General features: G+C 47.5%; 14 protein-coding genes. 9 read left to right on the forward strand and 5 right to left on the reverse strand.

All coding sequences use genetic code 11. The features are described 5' to 3' along the window. Positions 1-61 precede the first annotated feature (61 nt). On the forward strand, positions 62-2,611 hold the full coding sequence (locus OXH00_14630) for a hypothetical protein (protein MCY3742248.1): 2,550 nt from the start codon (positions 62-64) through the stop codon (positions 2,609-2,611). Between the two features lie 20 nt (positions 2,612-2,631). Beyond that, on the forward strand, positions 2,632-5,049 hold the full coding sequence (locus OXH00_14635) for a hypothetical protein (GenBank protein ID MCY3742249.1): 2,418 nt from the start codon (positions 2,632-2,634) through the stop codon (positions 5,047-5,049). A 375-nt stretch (positions 5,050-5,424) separates the two neighbouring features. On the opposite strand, the gene OXH00_14640 is transcribed toward OXH00_14635, so the two are convergent. Next, positions 5,425-6,825 carry a hypothetical protein gene (locus OXH00_14640; GenBank protein ID MCY3742250.1) on the reverse strand — a complete coding sequence of 467 codons (1,401 nt, stop codon included), beginning with the start codon at positions 6,823-6,825 and terminating at the stop codon, positions 5,425-5,427. A 12-nt stretch (positions 6,826-6,837) separates the two neighbouring features. Beyond that, positions 6,838-8,328, reverse strand: coding sequence for a M81 family metallopeptidase (locus OXH00_14645; protein ID MCY3742251.1), 1,491 nt, complete (start codon positions 8,326-8,328; stop codon positions 6,838-6,840). A 228-nt stretch (positions 8,329-8,556) separates the two neighbouring features. On the opposite strand from OXH00_14645, the gene OXH00_14650 reads away from it, so the two are divergent. From OXH00_14650 to OXH00_14670, 5 genes are all read left to right on the forward strand, one after another. Further along, positions 8,557-9,516, forward strand: coding sequence for an aldo/keto reductase (locus OXH00_14650; GenBank protein MCY3742252.1), 960 nt, complete (start codon positions 8,557-8,559; stop codon positions 9,514-9,516). Between the two features lie 148 nt (positions 9,517-9,664). Next, a complete protein-coding gene (locus OXH00_14655) occupies positions 9,665-11,125 on the forward strand; it encodes a sulfatase-like hydrolase/transferase (protein ID MCY3742253.1) in 1,461 nt (486 codons plus the stop codon). Between the two features lie 165 nt (positions 11,126-11,290). After that, the gene (locus OXH00_14660) at positions 11,291-13,204 is read left to right on the forward strand and encodes a hypothetical protein (protein MCY3742254.1); all 1,914 of its coding nucleotides are present in this window, start codon (positions 11,291-11,293) and stop codon (positions 13,202-13,204) included. Positions 13,205-13,396: 192 nt separating this feature from the next. Continuing rightward, positions 13,397-14,077, forward strand: a complete 681-nt coding sequence (locus OXH00_14665) for a hypothetical protein (protein MCY3742255.1) — start codon at positions 13,397-13,399, stop codon at positions 14,075-14,077. Positions 14,078-14,245: 168 nt separating this feature from the next. Beyond that, the gene (locus OXH00_14670; GenBank protein MCY3742256.1) at positions 14,246-14,785 is read left to right on the forward strand and encodes a hypothetical protein; all 540 of its coding nucleotides are present in this window, start codon (positions 14,246-14,248) and stop codon (positions 14,783-14,785) included. An 11-nt stretch (positions 14,786-14,796) separates the two neighbouring features. Here OXH00_14670 and OXH00_14675 read toward each other — a convergent pair whose 3' ends face one another. Further along, complete coding sequence (locus OXH00_14675; protein ID MCY3742257.1) at positions 14,797-15,633, reverse strand: mandelate racemase/muconate lactonizing enzyme family protein; 837 nt, start codon at positions 15,631-15,633, stop codon at positions 14,797-14,799. A gap of 119 nt (positions 15,634-15,752) precedes the next feature. Between OXH00_14675 and OXH00_14680 the strand changes: the two genes are divergently transcribed. Beyond that, positions 15,753-17,303 carry a radical SAM protein gene (locus OXH00_14680; protein MCY3742258.1) on the forward strand — a complete coding sequence of 517 codons (1,551 nt, stop codon included), beginning with the start codon at positions 15,753-15,755 and terminating at the stop codon, positions 17,301-17,303. Here OXH00_14680 and OXH00_14685 read toward each other — a convergent pair. Next, positions 17,300-18,433 carry a mandelate racemase/muconate lactonizing enzyme family protein gene (locus OXH00_14685; protein MCY3742259.1) on the reverse strand — a complete coding sequence of 378 codons (1,134 nt, stop codon included), beginning with the start codon at positions 18,431-18,433 and terminating at the stop codon, positions 17,300-17,302. The genes OXH00_14680 and OXH00_14685 overlap by 4 nt on opposite strands. A gap of 113 nt (positions 18,434-18,546) precedes the next feature. Between OXH00_14685 and OXH00_14690 the strand changes: the two genes are divergently transcribed. Beyond that, on the forward strand, positions 18,547-19,452 hold the full coding sequence (locus OXH00_14690) for a phytanoyl-CoA dioxygenase family protein (protein ID MCY3742260.1): 906 nt from the start codon (positions 18,547-18,549) through the stop codon (positions 19,450-19,452). Between the two features lie 138 nt (positions 19,453-19,590). Here OXH00_14690 and OXH00_14695 read toward each other — a convergent pair whose 3' ends face one another. Then, positions 19,591-20,103: a hypothetical protein gene (locus tag OXH00_14695; GenBank protein ID MCY3742261.1), complete on the reverse strand. Its 513-nt coding sequence runs from the start codon at positions 20,101-20,103 to the stop codon at positions 19,591-19,593. Between the last annotated feature and the right edge of the window lie 56 nt (positions 20,104-20,159).

Raw genomic sequence — 20,159 nt, forward strand, 5'->3', positions numbered from 1 at the left:
TGAAAGGTTTTCGTAGAAAACCGTACTGAGAACTGACAACTGATGAAAATGGAGAAAAACAATGCAGTGGCATCGAAAAAAGACACTTGTCGCAATAGCAGCACTATCAATATTGTGGCTTCCTTTGACACAGGCTGAAGAAACAGAAACCGTATTGCATTGGAAAAACGGGGATAGCCTTCCTGGTCAACTATTGGAAAGCAAGTCGGGGGAAATCCACTGGTCATCACCCCACTTTTCCGATGATATGATTGTCAAGATCAATGTATTGGACGCAATCGTTTTTCCGAAACAATCGGTGCCAGTAACAGAGACTTTTCGCGTCGGCACGGTATCCGGTGATATCTGGATGGCTAACCTCATCAGTTCGGATGATAACACGCTCCTCTTTTCCAGCAAACGGCACGGCGAGTTTCGGGTGAATCGAGAGATGATTTATACGCTTGAGAGTCGAGAGCATTCCAACCTTCTCTTTGACGGCTCCCAACTCTCAGCCTGGAAACTCCGTGAGCAAGATAAAGACGATGGAGCAGTTCTACTCTCACAAGAGGTTCAACCGAGTTGGCATGCGGATCGCGGTGGTCGTCCGCAGACAAACACCGCCAAGGCAAACATCTTCTACGCGTTCGACTGGCCCAAGCGTTTTGAGATTGATCTGGAGTTAGCATCTACCGCGCGGCCCCCGAGCTTTGTTTTCGCACTCGGCAAAAACCTGTACGAGACAGTACGGTTGGAAACCTGGGTCAACGAACTCGTCGTCGTTCAAGGCACACTGTTTGAGCCTGTGTTGACGATTCAGCCTGATCGCCGAAACTTCCGTTTACGGATCGCCTATCATGAAAATACGGGTGATGAAAACAGCGGGGTCTTGAAGGTGCTTGATTTGAATGGCAATGTGCTGTTGAAATTAGATGGTGTCAAACCGACCCTCGAGGCATCTGGAATCTACATTTATAACCGAGGGCAGGATCTAACCGTGCGGCGGTTGAGGGTCTATCGGCAACCTACTGAGATTACAAACCGGCAAATCGATGCTTCTAAACCCCGTGTCTACATGATGAGTGGAGAGATCGTTCCGGGCAAACTATTTGTTGAGAAAAACCGAAGTTACGTTCTTGATACAGATGGAACGCGACGGGATATTGATTTGCAGCAGATTGATCGCGTCGTTCAACCCGGTATCACGTTGAAGCCAACCGATCAATCTACGATGTTGACATATATTGACGGAACTGTTCTGCGTGGGCAGATCACACAATTGAATTCCGATAGCGTGCAACTACAGACCGCATTCGTGGACGAGCTAATAACATGCTCACTTGCAGGTGCTTCACTGCTTAAATTTGAGCCAACACCCAAAACGCAAACACCCACTGAAGATTACGATAAACTGTTTTATGAGTCGGGGAGCCTCCGAGGTCATATGCTATTCGACAGCAAAGATGTTGCCAACCTTCGATGGCAGCCTGCAGGCGCATCTGAGTCCGTGCGGTTGGCGAACGTCCGAGGCATCCGTGTAGAACGGGCTTTGCAACGTGTATCAAAGCGGAAACCTTTTGATATAGCACAGTTTCCGCATCTGTTGCACCTGAAGAATGGAGAAGTCATTCCATGTCAAGTTTTATCTTATGATGAAACGAGCATCGGTTTTCAATCGCCGTTTATCAGTGCCCAGCACATCGATTCGGAACACGTGAAAGGTATTGAGTTCTCTGGTAAAAAAACACAATCAAGAACAGAAAATCGAAATCCTATTACTATCACAGGTGGGAAAGGTAAACATCGCGTTATACTCGAAGATGGTCGAATCTTGAATGCTGTAACGCGTAGAGCTAAAGACGGTAAAGTTGAAATCATCATACTTTCGGACAAAAAAGAGGAACAACCGAAGTGGGTGAAGGTCGAAGGGGACTTTGCTGTAAACGATGCCGTCGCTCTTAAGCGTGGCGTTGAACTCATCTTTGATCCGCTTGAAACAAGAAGTCGGAAACTTGATGCGAAATTGGAACGGGCGTTAACCATTCCGCGCTTCAACCGTGATAATCCACCCAATCACATTCTTGTCGCGAGTAACGGTGATTTAAAGCGAGGCGAACTCTTAGGCATCAACGGACAAAAAATCCAATTTGATTCAAAGCTGCGGAAATTCTCCGTTCCGATAGACCGTGTCGCACGGGTCGTTGATGTCAGCGTGAATAGTCCTCAGTTGTCAGCAATCGGTAGTCAGTCACAAGAGGTTGTCGGTTCATCAAATCCTTCTTTAACTGAAAACCGAAAACCGACAACTTTGACCAAGAACTCGTCTACAAATACTTTTGCTAAGGCGCGATTTCCTGGCCAAAACTATTCCCCTGAGATACGTGTTACGCTGACTGACAACCCAATTTTAATCTTTGAACCGCTCGAAGTCAAAGAGGGTAAACTATTGGGACGCTCATCAATCTACGGCAAAGTATCGGTGCCTATAGAGAGCATCCAGTATCTCCACTTCGGCGAAAAAGCAAAATCGTTCAAATCTGCGTATGAAGAATGGGTCGTCCGTCCCGCGAAAGAACCAGAGTACGAAGACAAGCCTTCACCAAGCCAAACCCCAAGAATCAAAGACCGGTGACAATTTTTAGGAGAATGACAATGGGGCGAAACGTAAACAAAATACTGCTCGCGGTTTTAGTTGTAATAGTGTTATGGTTTCCAACGGTACAGGCTGAAGAAACAAAGACGCTGTTACGCTGGAAAAATGGCGGAAGCCTTCCCGGTCAACTACAGGAAAGCAGTTCAGGAACAATCCGTTGGGCATCACCATACTTTTTGGACGATCTGGTGGTTGATATCAATGTATTGAATTCAGTGGTTTTCCCGAAAACGTCTAACCCCGCAACGGAGACCTTTCGCGTCAGCACTCTATCCGACGATGTCTGGATAGCAGACCTCATCGGTTCCGATGACAACACCTTTCTCTTCTCCAGCAAGCGGCACGGTCAATTTCGAGTAAAGCGTACGGCAGTTCGTAGCCTTGAACATCGAAACTACTCTAACCTTCTTTTTGACGGTTCCCAACTAACAAATTGGAAATCATTCAAGTCTAAGAAAGATATAGATGATCTTATACCTCTGGTTTTCCATGAGCCAAGCTATGACTGGCATCGGGATAATGAAGGTCATCCACAGACAAGTCGAAATAAAGCAAAACTCTTCCACGCGTTCAAGTGGCCCAAACACTTTGAGATTGACTTAGAATTGGCATTTACCGGACATCCTCCGAGATTTGTTTTCGCATTCGGCAAGGACCTATATCAGGCACTACGGTTGGAAGTCTGGAGCAACAAACTCGTGGCTGTTCAAGGCACACTGTTTCAACCTGTGTTAACAATTCAGCCAGAACAACACGATCTCCATTTGCGACTGACTTATGACGAAGGGGCTGGTGTGCTAAGGGTGTTTGATTTCAATGGCAATTTGCTGCTAAGGTTAGAAGGAGTCAAGCCGACGGTCAAAGAATCAGGTCTCTATATTCAGAATCGGGGCAAAGGTCTGACGGTGCGAGTGTTAAAGGTGTACCCTCAATCGACTGCCGAGCCAACAGCACAACAAGTAGATTTTTCTAAACCACGCGTCTATATGATGAATGGAAAAGTCGTTCAAGGCGAACTATTTGTCCAGAAAGACAGCACCTACGTGCTTGATACAGATGGAACCCAGCAAGATATTGATCTACAGCAGATCAGTCATGTCGTTCAACCGGGGACTCCATCAACAGCATTGGACGTAGCGACTGGGTTACCCAGTCCCTACATAAAATATCCTGATGAGGTTGTTTTGCACGGCAAGGTTACACAAGTGAACTCAGAGCGTGTGATCCTCCAGACGGCTTTCGCTGACGATCCAGTAACTTGTTCGCTCGCGGGTGCATCACGACTTCATTTTGATATAAATCGCAAAACCAACGGGACGGTTCAAAATACGGACATGTTGTTTCATGCCACCGGAAATCTACGCGGACGCGTTTTATTTCGTGAAAACCGGGGTATATTGTCCATACAATGGGAGCCTCTGGGGGCATTGAAACCCGTGCGGTTAGCAAACAACCGAGCAGTACATATCAGACGGTTTTTACAACCTACATCAAAAGTATCCCGACATCTTGACACTGCTCAGTTCCCTCACACCTTACATCTGCAGACCGGAGAGATCTTTCCGTGTCAGATCACCGCTTATGATGGAAAGTCCATCAATTTTCAATCGCCGTTTATCAGGGCGCAGCACTTAAATTCGGCAAATATGAAAGCACTTGAGTTCTCCAATAGAACACGCGCGCCGGGCATTGATAGAACACAACCTGAAACCGACTTTGATTCCTTGAGGGTTAAGTATAAGGAAAATGGGGTGGTTAAAATGCAACTGGTTAGGCAGGATAAAGATGGAAAACGACTAGTATTTAGAATAAATGCCGACGACGCGAAGAAACTGGACGAAGGACAACTGGTACGGACAGTAAAAGTAAAAGAAGTGAATCCCGGACGAGAATGGATGGAAAGCGATGCGTGGATCGGACTCATGGCCACACCGTCCAACCCCGAAAAGGATAAGTCGGTTCTGAAATTGAAACGCGCCTTAACCGTCCCGCGCTTCAACCGAGATAACCCACCGAATCATATATTAGTCGCGAAGACAGGCGATATGAAACGTGGAAAATTCTTAGACTTTCAAGGGCAAACAATTCAGTTTGATTCAAGATTGCGGAAGTTTTCCGTCCCGATAGATCGTGTGGCACGGGTCGTTGATGTCAGTGGTGATGGTTTCCATCAGGTATCAACCACTCAAACTGAGGTTCGCGTCACATTGACCGACGGTTCAATGCTGATTTTCGAGCCGCTTGAAGCTAAAGATGGTAAACTGATAGGACGTTCATCGGTCTACGGAGAAGTATCAGTACCCGTGAGCAGCATCGAATATCTGTACTTTGGAGAGAAGGCGAAATCCTTCAAGACTGCCTTTGAAAAATGGAACATCCGTCCAGCAAAAGAACCCGCGTCCGAGGACAGTCCATAAAGCGTTAACAATCATCACGCAGAAAAAGGACTGTGATAAATAACGAACAGCCCGATTAACGCAGTATTTCCGTTAATTACAAACGTGAGTTTGATAACAGATTTTGAATTTTGTAGGTTGGGTTGAACGCAGACCTACTAAAAATTGCATAGAGCAGATGACTTTTGAGTTCATCAAGAAACCTGAAACCGCCACAAACCGAGAGAAACCCAACGCATTCTCGCACCCAGAGCGTTTGGGGTGTTGGGTTTCGCTATTTGTATCTACAAAAATGGGCGGTTGAAAATCGGCTACTTCTGTATCAACGTGTGAGTTCTTGGTCTTTACCGCTCAACCCAACCTACGGGAATTTCAATCTTATTTTCAAACTCACGTTTAATTATAAAGCTTCTGCGATGTATGATCTCCCCTTAGATCAACTGTTTCTCCACCCTCTGTCGCCCAGTTAGTGAGACGATCTATCGGAATCGTCCGCAAACCGACTTGGGCGTTTCCCGTATAAAAGACGTAGCCAACACCATCTTTAATGTACATACGAGGCCAACCGACCCAATTGCTATCAAATTGGTCTGCATTGATGCCGAGACCGGGTAAAGCCGGATTTCTCGGATAGTATTCCCAATTAACGAGATCTTTCGAGCGAGCAAGTCCCACCGTATCCCACCAACCGTGATGTGATAGGTTACCTTCAGGCTTCCAAGTATTACAACCTTCATACCACAAATACCACATTTCACCGATCCGATTCAGGGATCTCGGTCGAACATGAACAGCGTCCCAGTTGTCCAGCGTTTCAGGCGCGAAGACAGGATTCCGTTCATCGGGGTGCCAGTTTATCAGATCGTCGCTATAGAGTAAATATCCTCGGTCTCCTGCGGGTCCCCGCTGAGGCTCCGGCGTAAATCCAGCGTAGAAAAGGAGATAACGATGCGATAGCCCCTCAGCGCGAATAAGATCAAACTCGTGCGCATGCGTCGGATGTTTGTAGACAGGGTTGTCCGTATACTGAAAAAATGGACCCATCGGATGGTCCGCTATAGTTAACATGAATCCCTGCCATTCTGGAAACTTCTGTGCAGAGAACATAATCGCGACGCGTCCCTCATCTGTGACGACAGCACCGCTGACATACAGATTGTCGTATGGCGTATCAAGATAGGAGATAAGGGGTTCAAGATGCCCCTTCCACCGCTTTAGGTCTGGACTCATAGCCACGCCGATCGTTCTTCTTGAAGACCCTTCCTCATCACCAACCATTCCTGCCATAACATACATGTAGTACAAGCCTTCGTATTCAATAATCACGCCCGGGATAACCTGTTTTTCATAAAAGGAACCTTTTGGACCACGGGATATGATCGGTTTGGTAATCTCTTGGAGCCACGGAAGAATTGTCACTGTCCATGATTGAAGATTAATACCTGCTGGCGTTTCAACGCAGAGACAGTTATCCATCGGTTCGTAAACGTTTTCCCATTCACCCAACGGCCCCCGAATCCAACCAGTTATCCCGTTGACCCAGAACCTGAAAAAATTTCCCTTCTTCAGAACCCTGACACTCCACGGTGGCATTCCAAGGTTATTATATGTCTTCCAGATTCGCGTGTTCGTACGGGTTTCTCGAACAACCTTAAATCCATCCACAGAGATCGCAAGGTACGCCCTCTTCCCTAATGCCGTGTCTCCAGAGAAAAAGACTTTACTCTCCTTAGTGCCCGATTCCCCGGTCAACACCAGATTCATTTCATAGTTCCCAGTGACGCGTTTTTCTACCACATTTCTATCCTTTTAAGTTGACTCGGATTTACCATAAGAGACATTTGAATCCAGTGGATAGACCGGCCTCCTTAACTTCTGGTAATCGTAGTTGAAGAGATTTGGGCTATGAACACCAGGGGTATCCACTTCCAAAATCTGATGTGCGATCGGTGTGTAATCCGCTCGGAAATGCACAGCAGATTTGAGGGCGATAAGTTTACGTGTCCGCGGTTCAATTCCAACACTCCGAAGCACCTCGGCATCGTAAGGTTGAATCCGCCTCTCGGTCAAGATAACCTCAACACCGCCAACTTGAATGACAGCTGTCCTACCCATGTTCCCGGTGGTGCCACGTCCCATCGGCCCCTTGAGAACAAATTTGCCGTCAGAAAGCACTTTGACATATCCTGTAAGCGCAACAGGTGCCCCGTGTTGTGTGTCCGTTTTCCCACCAACATTCAGTTGGACACGGTTTCCGACACCTGCCTCAACTGCCTGGGCAACCGATTCAGGATCTGCGATCACCGCGATCACGGCATCTTGAACGTCTGTTTCTATAAACTTCTGCAGAATCGTCGTACCGTCACAGGGACCGCCACCACCGGGGTTATCCGCGCCATCGGCGAGTACAATCGGCTTGCCATCTGCCTGATTGGCGATTTCAATTGCGGCTTCAACAGTATGTAGATTAAACGTGAATTGTTCGCGCATCTCCCAGATATCGGACGCAAACTGATCAGCACAAACCTCCGCGAGTGCCATATCGCCGTTGGTGGTAACGAGTATTGAAATGCCTGCATCCGTTATATCAGCGAACGGGAAGCCCATGGAAAGTGTGGCTGTCACAACGCCTCGCTGGGTTTCAAGCGCGTGGAGTGCCTTGATGACTTCTGTCATCGGTGCTTTCATTGTGCATTGCGCCGGGGGCGCGGTGAGTAGTGGAAGTTGGCGATATGCCATCGTCGGTTGAATCTTGCCCTCATTTATACCAAAGAGCAGTTGTCCGGCTTCAAACCCGCGTTCGTAGCAATCTACGTGCGGATAGGTATCGAATCCGATGATAACGTCGGAGTAATCTACCATTTTGGGGGTAATATTCGCGTGTAGGTCGAGCGTCGTGACGATCCGCGTTGCGCCTACGATCTCACGTACCGCCTGAATCAAGTCCCCTTCTGCATCCTCAAGTTCATCTGTTACCATCGCACCGTGTAAGTCGAGGAGCACCCCGTCAAGTTCTCCGGCGTTCTGCAAAAGCTCTAAGAACTCCATCTTGAGTGTCTGATAAGCAGTATGCTCTACTATGCCGGACGGTGTCGCAAACGTCCACAGCAGCGGGACAGGTTGTAAACTGAGTTGTTCAGCAACATCGAGGAAACCACCGGTAATTGTTCGGGTCCCTCGGAATGCGGTGATAATCTCGTCCCCGCGGTGGTAACTCCCATTTTTAAAGTTATCAAGGGGTGTCGCGACAGGTGAAAATGTATTGGTTTCGTGTCCGATACAACCGACTGCAATTCGCATGGGCTGCCTCTCTTCGCTGTAAATTGTGAAACAAATATACCACATCTTTGTCAGCGTGACAAGCAGAAATTCTTGACTGCTGATGGCTGATCACTGACAACTGATAACTAACCACCAGATTTTTGTTAATCAAAAAGCCGAGATTTGATAGAATAGTTGATAGAAGTGCTTCGCTGCCAGATTTCAAGGTTACCAACATCCATACAGCTAGTCATAGGAGAAATCGCTATGGAATATACCTACCTCGGCCGAATTGGGCTACGGGTGAGTCGTCTCTGTCTCGGCACCGTCAATTTCGGCAGACACGCGTCCGAAAAGGACGCACTTTCCGTGATGAGTCGGGCTCTGCAAGCGGGAATTAACTTTTTCGATACCGCTAACATCTATAACGAAGGTTTAACGGAAACAATTGTTGGAAATTGGTTGGCAGCGGATAAAAGTCGGCGCGATCAGATTGTTCTGGCGACCAAACTGTATGGCAAGACGGGTGAGGGTCCGAATGATGGTCGTCTGTCGGCGTATCATATCCGTCGAGCCTGCGAAGACAGTCTACGCCGTCTGCAGACCGATCACATAGATATCTACCAGATGCATCATGTTGATCGCCGCACACCGTGGGATGAGATTTGGCAAGGGGTGGAGCAATTGGTACGTGAAGGTAAAATCCTGTACGTTGGTAGTAGTAACTTCGCTGCGTGGGACATTGCTCGCGCACAGGGTATTGCTGCCCAGCGCAATTTTCTTGGGCTTGTCTCAGAACAGAGCGTGTATAATCTCCGGAGTCGGACAATTGAGCTTGAGGTGCTCCCATGTTGTCGCGAACTCGGTTTGGGAGTCATTCCATATAGTCCGATGGGCGGTGGATTGCTCTGCGGTGTACTCGACGACCCAACCACTGGACGGCGAGGCAGGGAATCACTTAGACAAACGATTGAGAGGCACCGATCGCAGCTGGAAGCGTATGAGGAACTCTGCGCATCAATAGGGCAACCCCCGGCTAACGTCGCCTTGGCATGGGTCCTCAGTAATTCAGACATCACAGCACCGATCATCGGACCGCGGACGGTCGAACAGCTTGCGGATAACTTATCTGTCTTGGAATTGGAATTGGACAATGAAGTACTCGCAAGACTCGATGAGATTTGGACCGGCCCGGGTGGTGAAGCCCCAGAAGCGTACGCGTGGTAGCGGACAGTGATGTGTTGAGTTTCACGCCTCAAGCAGCTTCAAGATTCCTATAGTTTCAACACGAACAACTTGATTCTCGATTTTTGATGCCCCGTCCAATCTCAATGAATGCCACGCACATTGCCCTTGATTCATTAAAGGAGTAAAAATGTCAAAACGTCCAAATATCCTATGGTATTGTACAGACCAACAACGTTTCGACACCATCGGAGCGTTAGGAAACCCACATATTAATACACCGAGACTCGACGAATTTATGGGTCAATCGGTCACATTCACCCACGCTTATTGTCAATCTCCTATTTGCACTCCTTCCCGCGCAAGTTTCATGACCGGTATGTATCCGTCAGCCGTGAGCGTTACCGGCAATGGCAACCCAGTTTTCCCCGAATATTATGAAGACCGGTTGATTACCCATGCCCTCGCACGGGATGGCTACGACTGCGGGTTGATTGGTAAGCTCCATCTCGCAAGTGCTTATGAAGCACAAGAAAACCGCGTCAACGATGGTTATCGCTACTTCCAATATAGCCACGACCACGGAAAGCCGAATGCATTGGGGCACGAATACGCAGATTGGCAACGTGGACAAGGTGTTGATCCTGAAGCGTTAATTGCGGGGAAGGCAATAGCGCAAAAGTATCCAAACAGGACAGGACGCGTGAATGCACCGACTTCCGATCTCGATAACGTTCCCCCGCATCTCCACCAGACCTATTGGTGTACCGAAAAAACGATCGAATTTATCGAGAAAAATCGTCGAGAAAATCAGCCGTGGCTGCTTAGCCTCAATCCGTTTGATCCACACCCACCCTTTGATGCCCCTTGGGAGTATTACCGGCGATACGATCCAGAAACACTACCAGGTCCCCACTTTCAGGAAAGCGACATCGCCTTTCAGTCGAAATTGACAGAGGCAGGCATTGATTTCCAATCTCAGGCGAAACCACCTTCAGAGTGGGACGACAAGCGGATGCAAGCGTCTTATTATGCCATGATTGAACAACTCGACCACGAATTCGGACGCATCCTTGACTATCTTGATGCCGAAGGACTCCGTGAAGATACTATCATCATCTTCACGTCCGACCACGGAGAGGCACTCGGTGACCACGGGTTGGTATACAAAGGATGTCGTTTTTACGAAGGATCGGTGCGGGTGCCACTCATTATTTCTTGGCAAAATCATTTCTTGCAGGATGCTCAGAGTGATGCACTCGTGGAACTGCTTGATATTGTCCCGACACTGTACGATGTGCTGGGTGCAGACATCCCTTACTACGTACAAGGTAAATCGCTCGCGCCACTCTTGCGTGGTGATGTCCCTGCTGATGATCATCGAGAGGCGGTTCGTTGCGAATTTTTCGATGCAATCTCAATGCCCGATCAGACCCATGCCACGATGTATCGAGATCGACGCTGGAAACTCGTCGTCTACCATCAGAAAGGAGTTTGTGAACTCTACGACCTTGATAATGACCCGTGGGAACACAACGACCTTTCCGACCATGCCGATTACCAAACTGTCAAGTGGGAACTGATGCAAAAGAGTTTCGATGCGACCGTCTATGCACATCCTCAAATGATACCCCGGGTCGCTTCACACTAATGCTTTATCTACTTTCAAATTGTGAGTAAATTTTTTAAATAGTGAACCTTGTTACTCACAGCAACGTTTCTTCCTGTAGGAGCGAGTTCCAACTCGCACCCCCGTACCACAAGACTTGGATGCACAAAGCATTAGTGTTTTATCCATAAGAAGGTGAGAAAGTAGATGAGCGTGAGAGCGATTCTGATCGGTTTGGTACTCGTCATCGTCCAAACGGCAATTACCCCTTATAATGACTACTATCTCCAAGGGACCGATATTTCTGGAAACCACTTTCCTTTGGGGGCAGTATTTACGCTCATTTTTCTCACCTTAGTCGTCAACCCCATTATAAAAAAAGCATTTCCTCGGGCGGTGCTAAGTCCGGCGGAGTTGATGGTCGTATGGGTGATGATGGGCGTAGCTTCAGCGATTCCGTCGAAAGGGATGATCGGGTACTTACTACCGTATTTGGCGGCACCCGTCTATTTTGCTACACCTGAAAACGAATGGGCGGAAACGCTTCACCCGCACTTTCCGGAATGGTTAATTGTGTGGGATATGCACGCCGTTACCGATTTCTATGAAGGGGAGTCGTCTGTTCCTTGGGTACTCTGGATAAAACCGCTCATCGTCTGGACAGTTTTCATCCTCTTACTCTACTGCCTGATTATCTGTGTATCAATTGTGATACGGAAACAGTGGATTGAACGCGAACGATTCATATTTCCGCTCGTTACGGTGCCCGTAGAAATGGTTCAACAAGCCTCAACGCATCGTCCTCTGGATGGCTTTTTCAGGAACCCACTTGTATGGGTCGGGTTTGCGATCGCTGCCGCATTTCATCTACTCAACGGATTGCATGAGTATGTTCCCGCACTCCCGTCTATTCCGAACCGGTATGACCTATATACCCCTTTCACAGAACGTCCGTGGATTGTGATGGGGTGGTGGCCCCAATTTCGGTTCTTCCTCTATTTTTCCGTTATCGGTATAACCTATTTTCTCGCTATGGAGGTATCGTTTAGCTGCTGGTTCTTCTTTCTATTCTTCAAGTTACAGTACATCATCATTAACGCTTTTGCGATTCCTATTAGTCCGTGGATCTCCGCGAGAGGCCAGACAATGGCTGCCTATGTCGTCATGGTTCTCGCCTTCTTGCTTAACAGCCGATCTCATATAAAAGACCTTTTGAAACGTACATTTCTGGAGTCCGCCGCCGCCACAACGATTGACGATTCAGACGAGGTGTTACCCTATAGATGGGCAGTTCTCGGAACAATTCTTAGTTTTCTACTACTTGCGGGTCTCTGTGTCTATGCTGGCATGTCGCTTTGGGTCGCTTGCAGTATTATAGCACTGTTCTTGATTGCTTCTACTGCGCTGACATGGATGGTGGTCAACGGCGGAATGTTATTGATCCAAGCACCGATGTACCCCGTGGAATACTTCGAGATTATTGCTGGCTCAAGAATCATTAACGCAAACAGTTTGGCACTCTTAGGGTTTCAGCGGGTAATGATGCGCGACTGGGGCGGTATTTTAATGCCGAGCGTTCTACACGGATTCAAAGCGGCAGACCCACTTCGATTAAATCGAAGAAGCATTCTCGGAGCGATGGTACTTGCTATTGTTGTCGCTATCGGTGTTTCTTACGCTGCATCGTTACCCTTGATTTATGAAAAAGGTGGTCTGAATCTGCAAAGGGGTCCATTCGTCGGATCGCCAAGATACTTCAATCATATGGTTTCCCTGATTCAGTATCCGAAAGATCCAAAATTGGGCGAGGCATATAGCATGCTCTTGGGTGCTGGCATCACCGGCTTTCTGCTGATTATGCAGCGTCAATTTATGTGGTGGCAACTTCACCCAATTGGATATGTGATGGGTGCGGTCTATTCATCCTATTTTCTTTGGTCTTGTATGTGTGTCGGCTGGTTTTTGAAGTATCTGGCACTAAAATCAGGCGGCATCGGATACTATCGGCGGTTCCGACCACTCTTCATGGGATTGATCATCGGTGAATTCGGCATCGTCGGGTTTTGGATGGTGATCGGGATATTTACCGGTGTAAATTATCAAGGCGCATTACCCGGTTGATTTTCGTTTTTTATTCAATTAAAATCATACGAATATTCAGTTTTGCGGCGTACTTGAAGAAACACTTTCTTCGCATTGGATTTTAGCGTTTGCAAAAACCCCAAATGCGACCTGCATTTTTCGTTTTTTTTAAGAATTATGCACGTCATCCCCCAAAAATTGTGTCATTAATTTTAAAAGGGGGATAAAATTATGCAACGCAATAAGTTTTCTTCAAAAAATGTTCGCCGTCCCTTGATTGCGGGTTTTTCATATTCAACTGTGCCTGTCTGTATTGTATTGTTGGTTTTCGTGGTTTTGACAATTAATTGCGGTTCGCCGTCCAAAACACAGTACTACGTCCCTGAAATGGCAGCTACTACTGCTGCGAAGGCGATGCCAACAGATTCAAGGAACACCGATAGTAGTTTGCCAAAAGCTGCTGCTGTCAATTTACGCGAGTTGCCTTACGTCAGGAATGTTTTTAAAGAGATTCCGGACATTAGTAGAGGTGGACTTGACGATTTCTACTTGACGACGCGCGGGAAAGCACAACATGTTGCTATTGTCTCCAACTGTTCGTTTGATGTCCTAAAGGCATTTGTCGCGAAAGGTTGGGCACCTATTGTAATGGTTCAATTGCAAGGACGGAGACCGGAAATTTTGCCGATGTCTCGTTACGATGACCGATCTGGAGAGGTGTCACTTCAACACCTTGCTAATTTTGGTGAGCGTCGTGTAAGTTACAAGAATTTCGAGAGAGATTGGACGAGTTCACGAAATAAATGTGTTTTAATTACGCCACAGCAACTCTCAGAAGCAACTGTTCGGAAAGTCCTGTCAAGATATCTACCTATAGGAACATTTGAAGGGATTCGTGTGAAAAGCCGTTAATACCAAATTGTGTTTTAAAGCGAACTTAGTTTCTTTTCTGGAGCATACGGAAAAGAACCGATTAACCTCACCCAACATCTATCTGACGACGGTGGCCCCGCGTGGTCTCCGGATGGGAAACGAATTGCTTTTTCATCATTTCGGGATGGGAATCCAGAAGTTTATGCGATGAACGCCGACGGTACAAACCTAACACGACTCACCGATCATCCAGGCGCGGATATCTATCCGGCGTGGTCTCCAGATGGAAAACAGATTACATTTGAATCCACTCGTGTTTTTGGATCGGACATCTTTGTGATGAACACTGATGGTACGAACATAAGACGGGTTACTACCTCACGATTTCAGGACACAGATCCAGCGTGGTCTCCTGATGGCACACAGATCGCTTTTGCGTCTTGGCGCAACAAAATCTGGGACATCTACATAATAAATGTGGACGGCAAAGCGGAGACGAATCTAACGGATAGCAGATCCGAGGATACACATCCGACGTGGTCGCCGGACGGTCAACGGATCGCCTATTCATCAAAGCGTGACGGTCTTTACGGTATATACGTGATCAACGCTGACGGTAATGGCGGTTTTGCCATTGCTGAGGACTTACAATTGGCACTGACTCCAAATTGGTCCCCAAAACCCTTAGCTATTTCTCCTAAAGGGAAGTCGTCAACGCTGTGGGGAACTCTCAAAATTAAAAAATAGACACAAAGGATCTAAGATATACCAAAGTGGTCGGATCCAGGCATTGGGTGTTCTTGCGCGACTTCTGCATTAATTTCGACACCCAATCCAGGCTGCTCTGGAACCACAAATGCGTTATCTTGCATGAGCGGTTCCTTAGAAATTGCGAGATCCCACCGCCAATCCACCTGATCCGCATGATATGGAAGTTCCATCACAATGAAATTTCGCACAGCAGCACAGACATGCGCCGTTGCAGTCATCCCGATGGGCGATGTGATGTTATGCACCGCAAACGGCATGTAATACAGACCAGCCAAATCCGCAATTTTCTTCCCCTCCAGTATTCCACCCGTTCCAGATACATCAACGTGGAGCATATCACAGGTTTGCGTCTGGATCAGTTCTCTGAAATCGTCTCGACGAAATAGGAACTCACCCGTACAGATTGGGATAAATGTAGCAGAATTTACCTTCGCCATCGCTTCGACATTATCGTTCGGCACGAGGTCTTCCAAGAACATCAAATCAAACGGCTCTAAACGCTCAGCAAGTTTCATCGCCGAGTGGACACTGAATAGGCTATGACAGTCGATGCTAATATCAATACCATCGCCGACTGCCTCGCGTGCGGCGGCAACCAACGCTGTCATTTTCTGTAATTCTGCTGTGTTCAGTTCCCAGTTGACTGCATCCTGTTTAAGTTCGTTTGCGGAGTTGTCGGTGTCGAACTTAATTGCTTGGTAGCCATCAGCAACGCCTCCTTTAGCGCGCTGTGCCCAACCCTCTGGCGTGTTTCCACGTCCATGTCCAACATCGGCATAAAGTCGAATCCGATCTTGATACTTCCACCCAACATCGGTTTCCAAGACAGTATTTCTTGTAATTTTATTATAAACCAACTAAACTTACAATCAAATCGTTATTAATGTCTATTTTTTCGGAAGCAATCTATCGAAAATCTTCACGGTTTTCCAGAGGAGATTCTATGAATCGAAAAAAAATTGCGATTATCGACCTGGCCGCTAACAACAGCCGTCGTTCTTTATACGGACGTGTTATGTATCCAAACTTCGCAAGTATCATGCCTCAAGCAATAGGGGTCTGGTGTAGAGAAGAAGGGCATGATGTTACATTCATGTGCTATACCGGTTGTGAAGATTTGATTGAAGATTTGCCAGACGATCTGGATCTTGCAATTATAGGGACTTTCACACTCGGCGCTCAACTTGCCTATGCTCTAAGCAACCACCTTCGCTCGCAAGGTGTTATCACTGTATTAGGGGGTCCACACGCGCGATGCTATCCGGAGGATGCCCAGCAATATTTCGATTACGTCCTCGGTTTTACTGATAAAGCCGTCATCCGAGAAGTCCTATCTGATTGTTCAAAATATCGCCCCATCGGCACCTACATCTCAGCGAAACAACAACCGATGGTACTCCCGAGCGTCCGTGAGCGTTGGTCCTTTATTGAGCCGATATTGCAAAAAGCGTGGCTTTTCAAAAGCGTTTCGATGTTAGGAAGTCTTGGATGCCCGTATACTTGTGCATTCTGTATAGACGCGAATATTCCGTATCAACCGCTCGATTTTAATGTCCTCAAGGACGATCTCCGTTTTCTCTTGCATCAACTCAAACATCCTATAGTCGCATGGCATGACCCGAATTTCGGCGTTCGATTCGACGACTACATGGGCGCGATTGAAGAAGCGGTACCGCCAAATAGCATCCGTTTCATCGCCGAAAGCAGTTTGTCGCTTTTATCCGAGCCCCATCTCAAACGCCTCAAGAAGAACGGATTTAAGGCAATCCTACCCGGTATTGAGTCGTGGTTCGATCTCGGAAACAAATCAAAAACTGGGTCAATGATAGGCATGGAGAAAGTCCGAAAGATCTCTCATGAAGTCAACACCATCTTGAGATATATCCCTTATGTTCAAGCCAACTTTGTATTCGGACTTGATACCGACCAAGGCGCAGAGCCTTTTGAATTGACGAAACGATTTGTCGATATGACACCGGGCGTATATCCAGCCTACAATATCGTTACCGCTTATGGAAGAGCCGCATCCCTTAATCTCGACTACCAACGTGCCAATCGTGTCATACCCATTCCATTTCATTTCATGAACAATTTATGCACGAACGTAAAACCCAATAATTACGCATGGACCGAATTCTACACATACATGATTGATTTAAACAATCATGCATTCTCATGGAAATCGATTGCAAATCGTTGCAGAGTAAATAAGGAACCGATTCCACGGTGGACGAATGTTATAAGAGGCCTGGAAGCGAGAGTTGGTAAAATGAAGATGAATAGAGAAATGCTTCAGCAATTTGAGAGTGATACCAAGTTCCGAGCTTACTTTGAACAAGAAACGACAGAATTGCCACAGTTTTATATCAATCAAATACAACAAGACCTCGGGGCACTGTGGAAATGGCTTCCAACTGGCGCCCTGTCTTACGATCCGAATGCCTATCTCAAGTCTGAGGAAAGCAAGGGGTTAACCATAAAAGCAAAAGACTAAGATATACCGAAGTGGTCGGATCCAGGCATCAAGTGTTCCCGCGCGACATCTGCGTTGATTTCGACACCCAATCCGGGCTGCTCCGGCACCACGAATGCGTTATCTTGCATGAGCGGCTCCTCAGAGATTGCGAGATCCCAACGCCAATCCACCTGATCGGCGTGATATGGAAGTTCCATCACGATGAAGTTTCGCACCGCAGCGCAAACGTGTGCTGTCGCTGTCATCCCGATGGGCGATGTGATATTATGCGCCGCAAACGGCATATAATACAAGTCTGCCAGATCCGCAATCTTTTTCGCCTCAAGTATCCCCCCTGTGCCAGATACATCAACATGGAGCATATCACAGGATTGTGTCTGGATCAGTTCTCTGAAACCGTCTCGACGAAACAGGAATTCACCCGTACAGATAGGGACAGACGTTGCAGAACTTACCTTCGCCATCGCTTCGACATTATCGTTCGGCACGGGGTCTTCCAAGAACATCAAATCAAACGGCTCTAAACGTTCAGCGAGTTTCATCGCCGAGTGGACACTGAATAGACTATGACAGTCGATGCTAATATCAATGCCATCGCCAACTGCCTCGCGTGCGGCGGCAACCAACGCTGTCATTTTCTGTAATTCTGCTGTGCTCAGTTCTCGGTTGACTGCATCCTGTTTAAGTTCGTTTGCGGAGTTGTCAATGTCAAACTTAATTGCTTGGTAGCCATCAGCAACGCCTTCTTTAGCGCGCTGTGCCCAACCTTCTGGTGTGTTTCCGCGTCCATGTCCAACGTCAGCATAAAGTCGAATCCGATCCCGATATTTTCCACCCAACAGCTGATAGACCGGTACACCCAGACTTTTGCCGAGCAGATCCCACAGGGCAGTCTCTATCCCGCCGATCGCCGATAGACCCATTGCATATCGGTTGCTCGCCGCACCAATCAGTCGGTGGTAGAGCGGTTCTATGTTTCTCGGATCTGCGCCGACGAGTCTGTTCTTGAATTGCAGAACAATCTCAGCGATTCCTGATCCAGGATGTGCCTCACCTATCCCTGTCAATCCCGCGTCGGTTTCAATCTGGACGTAGTTCCACTGTTTGTAGCCCTTTAGCGTCATCGCTTTCACATCGGTAATTTTCACGCCTATTCTCCTTTGTCTATCGGTTGAGAAATTCAATAGATATTGCATCTGCTAAGCATTCATGATAACATGTATATTGAGATTGTGCAACAACGACGGAAGGAGATTAGCCAATGACAGACCAAGAAATCAAAACCGCTTATGAGCGTGACGGGTATGTGGTGGTCAAAGACATTATTGATAACCGAGATTTAGATCCCATCCGTGACTTCATCAAGGCAAAAGTTGATGCCTATAGCGATGAATTGTATACGGAAGGTAAACTATCGTCGCGCTACGAGGACGAATCGTTTGAACGACGCTATGCCGCGATCTGTGAAGAGTTAGATATCCTGCCTCGCAACTGGTCTTTTGGTATGTTCGGACGCGAATTTTATGACCTCTACAACCTCCCCGGTGTTCTCAATGTGCTCCGCCTTCTCTTGGGTTCTGAAGTCTCGAATATCGGTACGCCAGCGTTACGGACAAAACTTCCCAGAAGCGTGATTACCTCGTTTCCGTGGCATCAAGACAGTCAATATCTCGACCAATCAACCATCGGAAAGAAGGAAAAACACACCGCAGGTCTCCACATGGTTACGGTGTGGGTACCGCTGGTCGAAGCGACAGTTGAAAATGGATGTTGCTGGGTTATTCCCGGCAGTCACCGTTGGGGTTTATTAGACGGTGCGCGTGGCACGGATTCAAACGTCCGAATGGAGGAAGATGTCGAGGCGCGTGGTACACCCGTGCCTATCCCGCTTGAACCCGGTGGTGCCTTGTTCATGTCGAATCTTTGCGTCCATACCAGCAAAGTGAACACAACACAGAAATCCCGATGGAGTATCGACTTCCGCTACTTTCCCACACCCGATCGCGCTGATTTGACTGTCGAGCAGCGTGAAGCTGCCGAATTCGTGAAAGACAAAGCACTGACAGGTGGTAGAGTGCCACTTGTTGTGCTCACTGAAGGGCACAAGCCGACTTGGGAGGAATGGGAAACACAAGTCTCGGCGCAGCAAGCGCGTAGATCGGGTTGAATAGGATCACGCGGGAAACAAAGGAAAGCAAGCGTGGAAGCGTTTAACCGCGGCTGGAAGATTGGAAGGATGGAAAAGGTCTTTCCACCTTCCAATCTTCCAACCTTCCATCTTGCAAGCCCTCACATCAAGTTTACATTAGAAATAGGCATGTATACCCGTCCCCACGTAGACACCAGCTAGACCTTTGGATCCAGAGTCGGTTTCCTCCGTACCAAACCCCTGACCGACTTCCACGTTCAAGCCGAGCGGTATCCCACCAAGTGAAAATACAAGCTCCCCGCCAAAGGCGATTCCACCGCCTAACCTCGTCGTGAGGAGATCCTTCCTTTTTTCGTACTGCCACGCACCCTCTAAGGTGAAATAGAGTCGAGATATGTTCCACCTGCTTTGATGCTCGAAGATGGCATACGAAATGCCCGCACCTAACATGTGATCGCTATCTTGATCACTGAGGATAAAACGTCCAACGGTCTGAAGATATACCGGTGCCAGTCCGGTATAGCGGAAACTAATTCCACCAAATGTCGGAGTCGCGCCTTGGAGTCCGATACCGAAATTTTTCGTGAGATCCGTTCCTTGTGCTTGCGCTGAGAAACTTAAAGTTATTCCGAAAAAGATACTGGTGAGATAAAAAGTCAAGCGTTTCATTGTCTTCTCCTTGAATAAATTGGCCCCCGTTCTGGAAACCGAGTTTTAGAAAAAAT

The organism is Candidatus Poribacteria bacterium (genome assembly GCA_026706025.1).
GTDB lineage: Bacteria > Poribacteria > WGA-4E > WGA-4E > WGA-3G > WGA-3G.

What these genes read in the sequence shown, in the direction of transcription:
- OXH00_14680 (MCY3742258.1), top strand. Translation starts at nt 15,753, where the DNA reads ATGAATCGAAAAAAAATTGCGATTATCGACCTGGCCGCTAACAACAGC.
- OXH00_14630 (MCY3742248.1), top strand. Translation starts at nt 62, where the DNA reads ATGCAGTGGCATCGAAAAAAGACACTTGTCGCAATAGCAGCACTATCA.
- OXH00_14650 (MCY3742252.1), top strand. Translation starts at nt 8,557, where the DNA reads ATGGAATATACCTACCTCGGCCGAATTGGGCTACGGGTGAGTCGTCTC.
- OXH00_14655 (MCY3742253.1), top strand. Translation starts at nt 9,665, where the DNA reads ATGTCAAAACGTCCAAATATCCTATGGTATTGTACAGACCAACAACGT.
- OXH00_14695 (MCY3742261.1), bottom strand. Translation starts at nt 20,103, where the DNA reads ATGAAACGCTTGACTTTTTATCTCACCAGTATCTTTTTCGGAATAACT.
- OXH00_14660 (MCY3742254.1), top strand. Translation starts at nt 11,291, where the DNA reads ATGAGCGTGAGAGCGATTCTGATCGGTTTGGTACTCGTCATCGTCCAA.
- OXH00_14670 (MCY3742256.1), top strand. Translation starts at nt 14,246, where the DNA reads ATGAACGCCGACGGTACAAACCTAACACGACTCACCGATCATCCAGGC.
- OXH00_14645 (MCY3742251.1), bottom strand. Translation starts at nt 8,328, where the DNA reads ATGCGAATTGCAGTCGGTTGTATCGGACACGAAACCAATACATTTTCA.
- OXH00_14665 (MCY3742255.1), top strand. Translation starts at nt 13,397, where the DNA reads ATGCAACGCAATAAGTTTTCTTCAAAAAATGTTCGCCGTCCCTTGATT.
- OXH00_14635 (MCY3742249.1), top strand. Translation starts at nt 2,632, where the DNA reads ATGGGGCGAAACGTAAACAAAATACTGCTCGCGGTTTTAGTTGTAATA.
- OXH00_14690 (MCY3742260.1), top strand. Translation starts at nt 18,547, where the DNA reads ATGACAGACCAAGAAATCAAAACCGCTTATGAGCGTGACGGGTATGTG.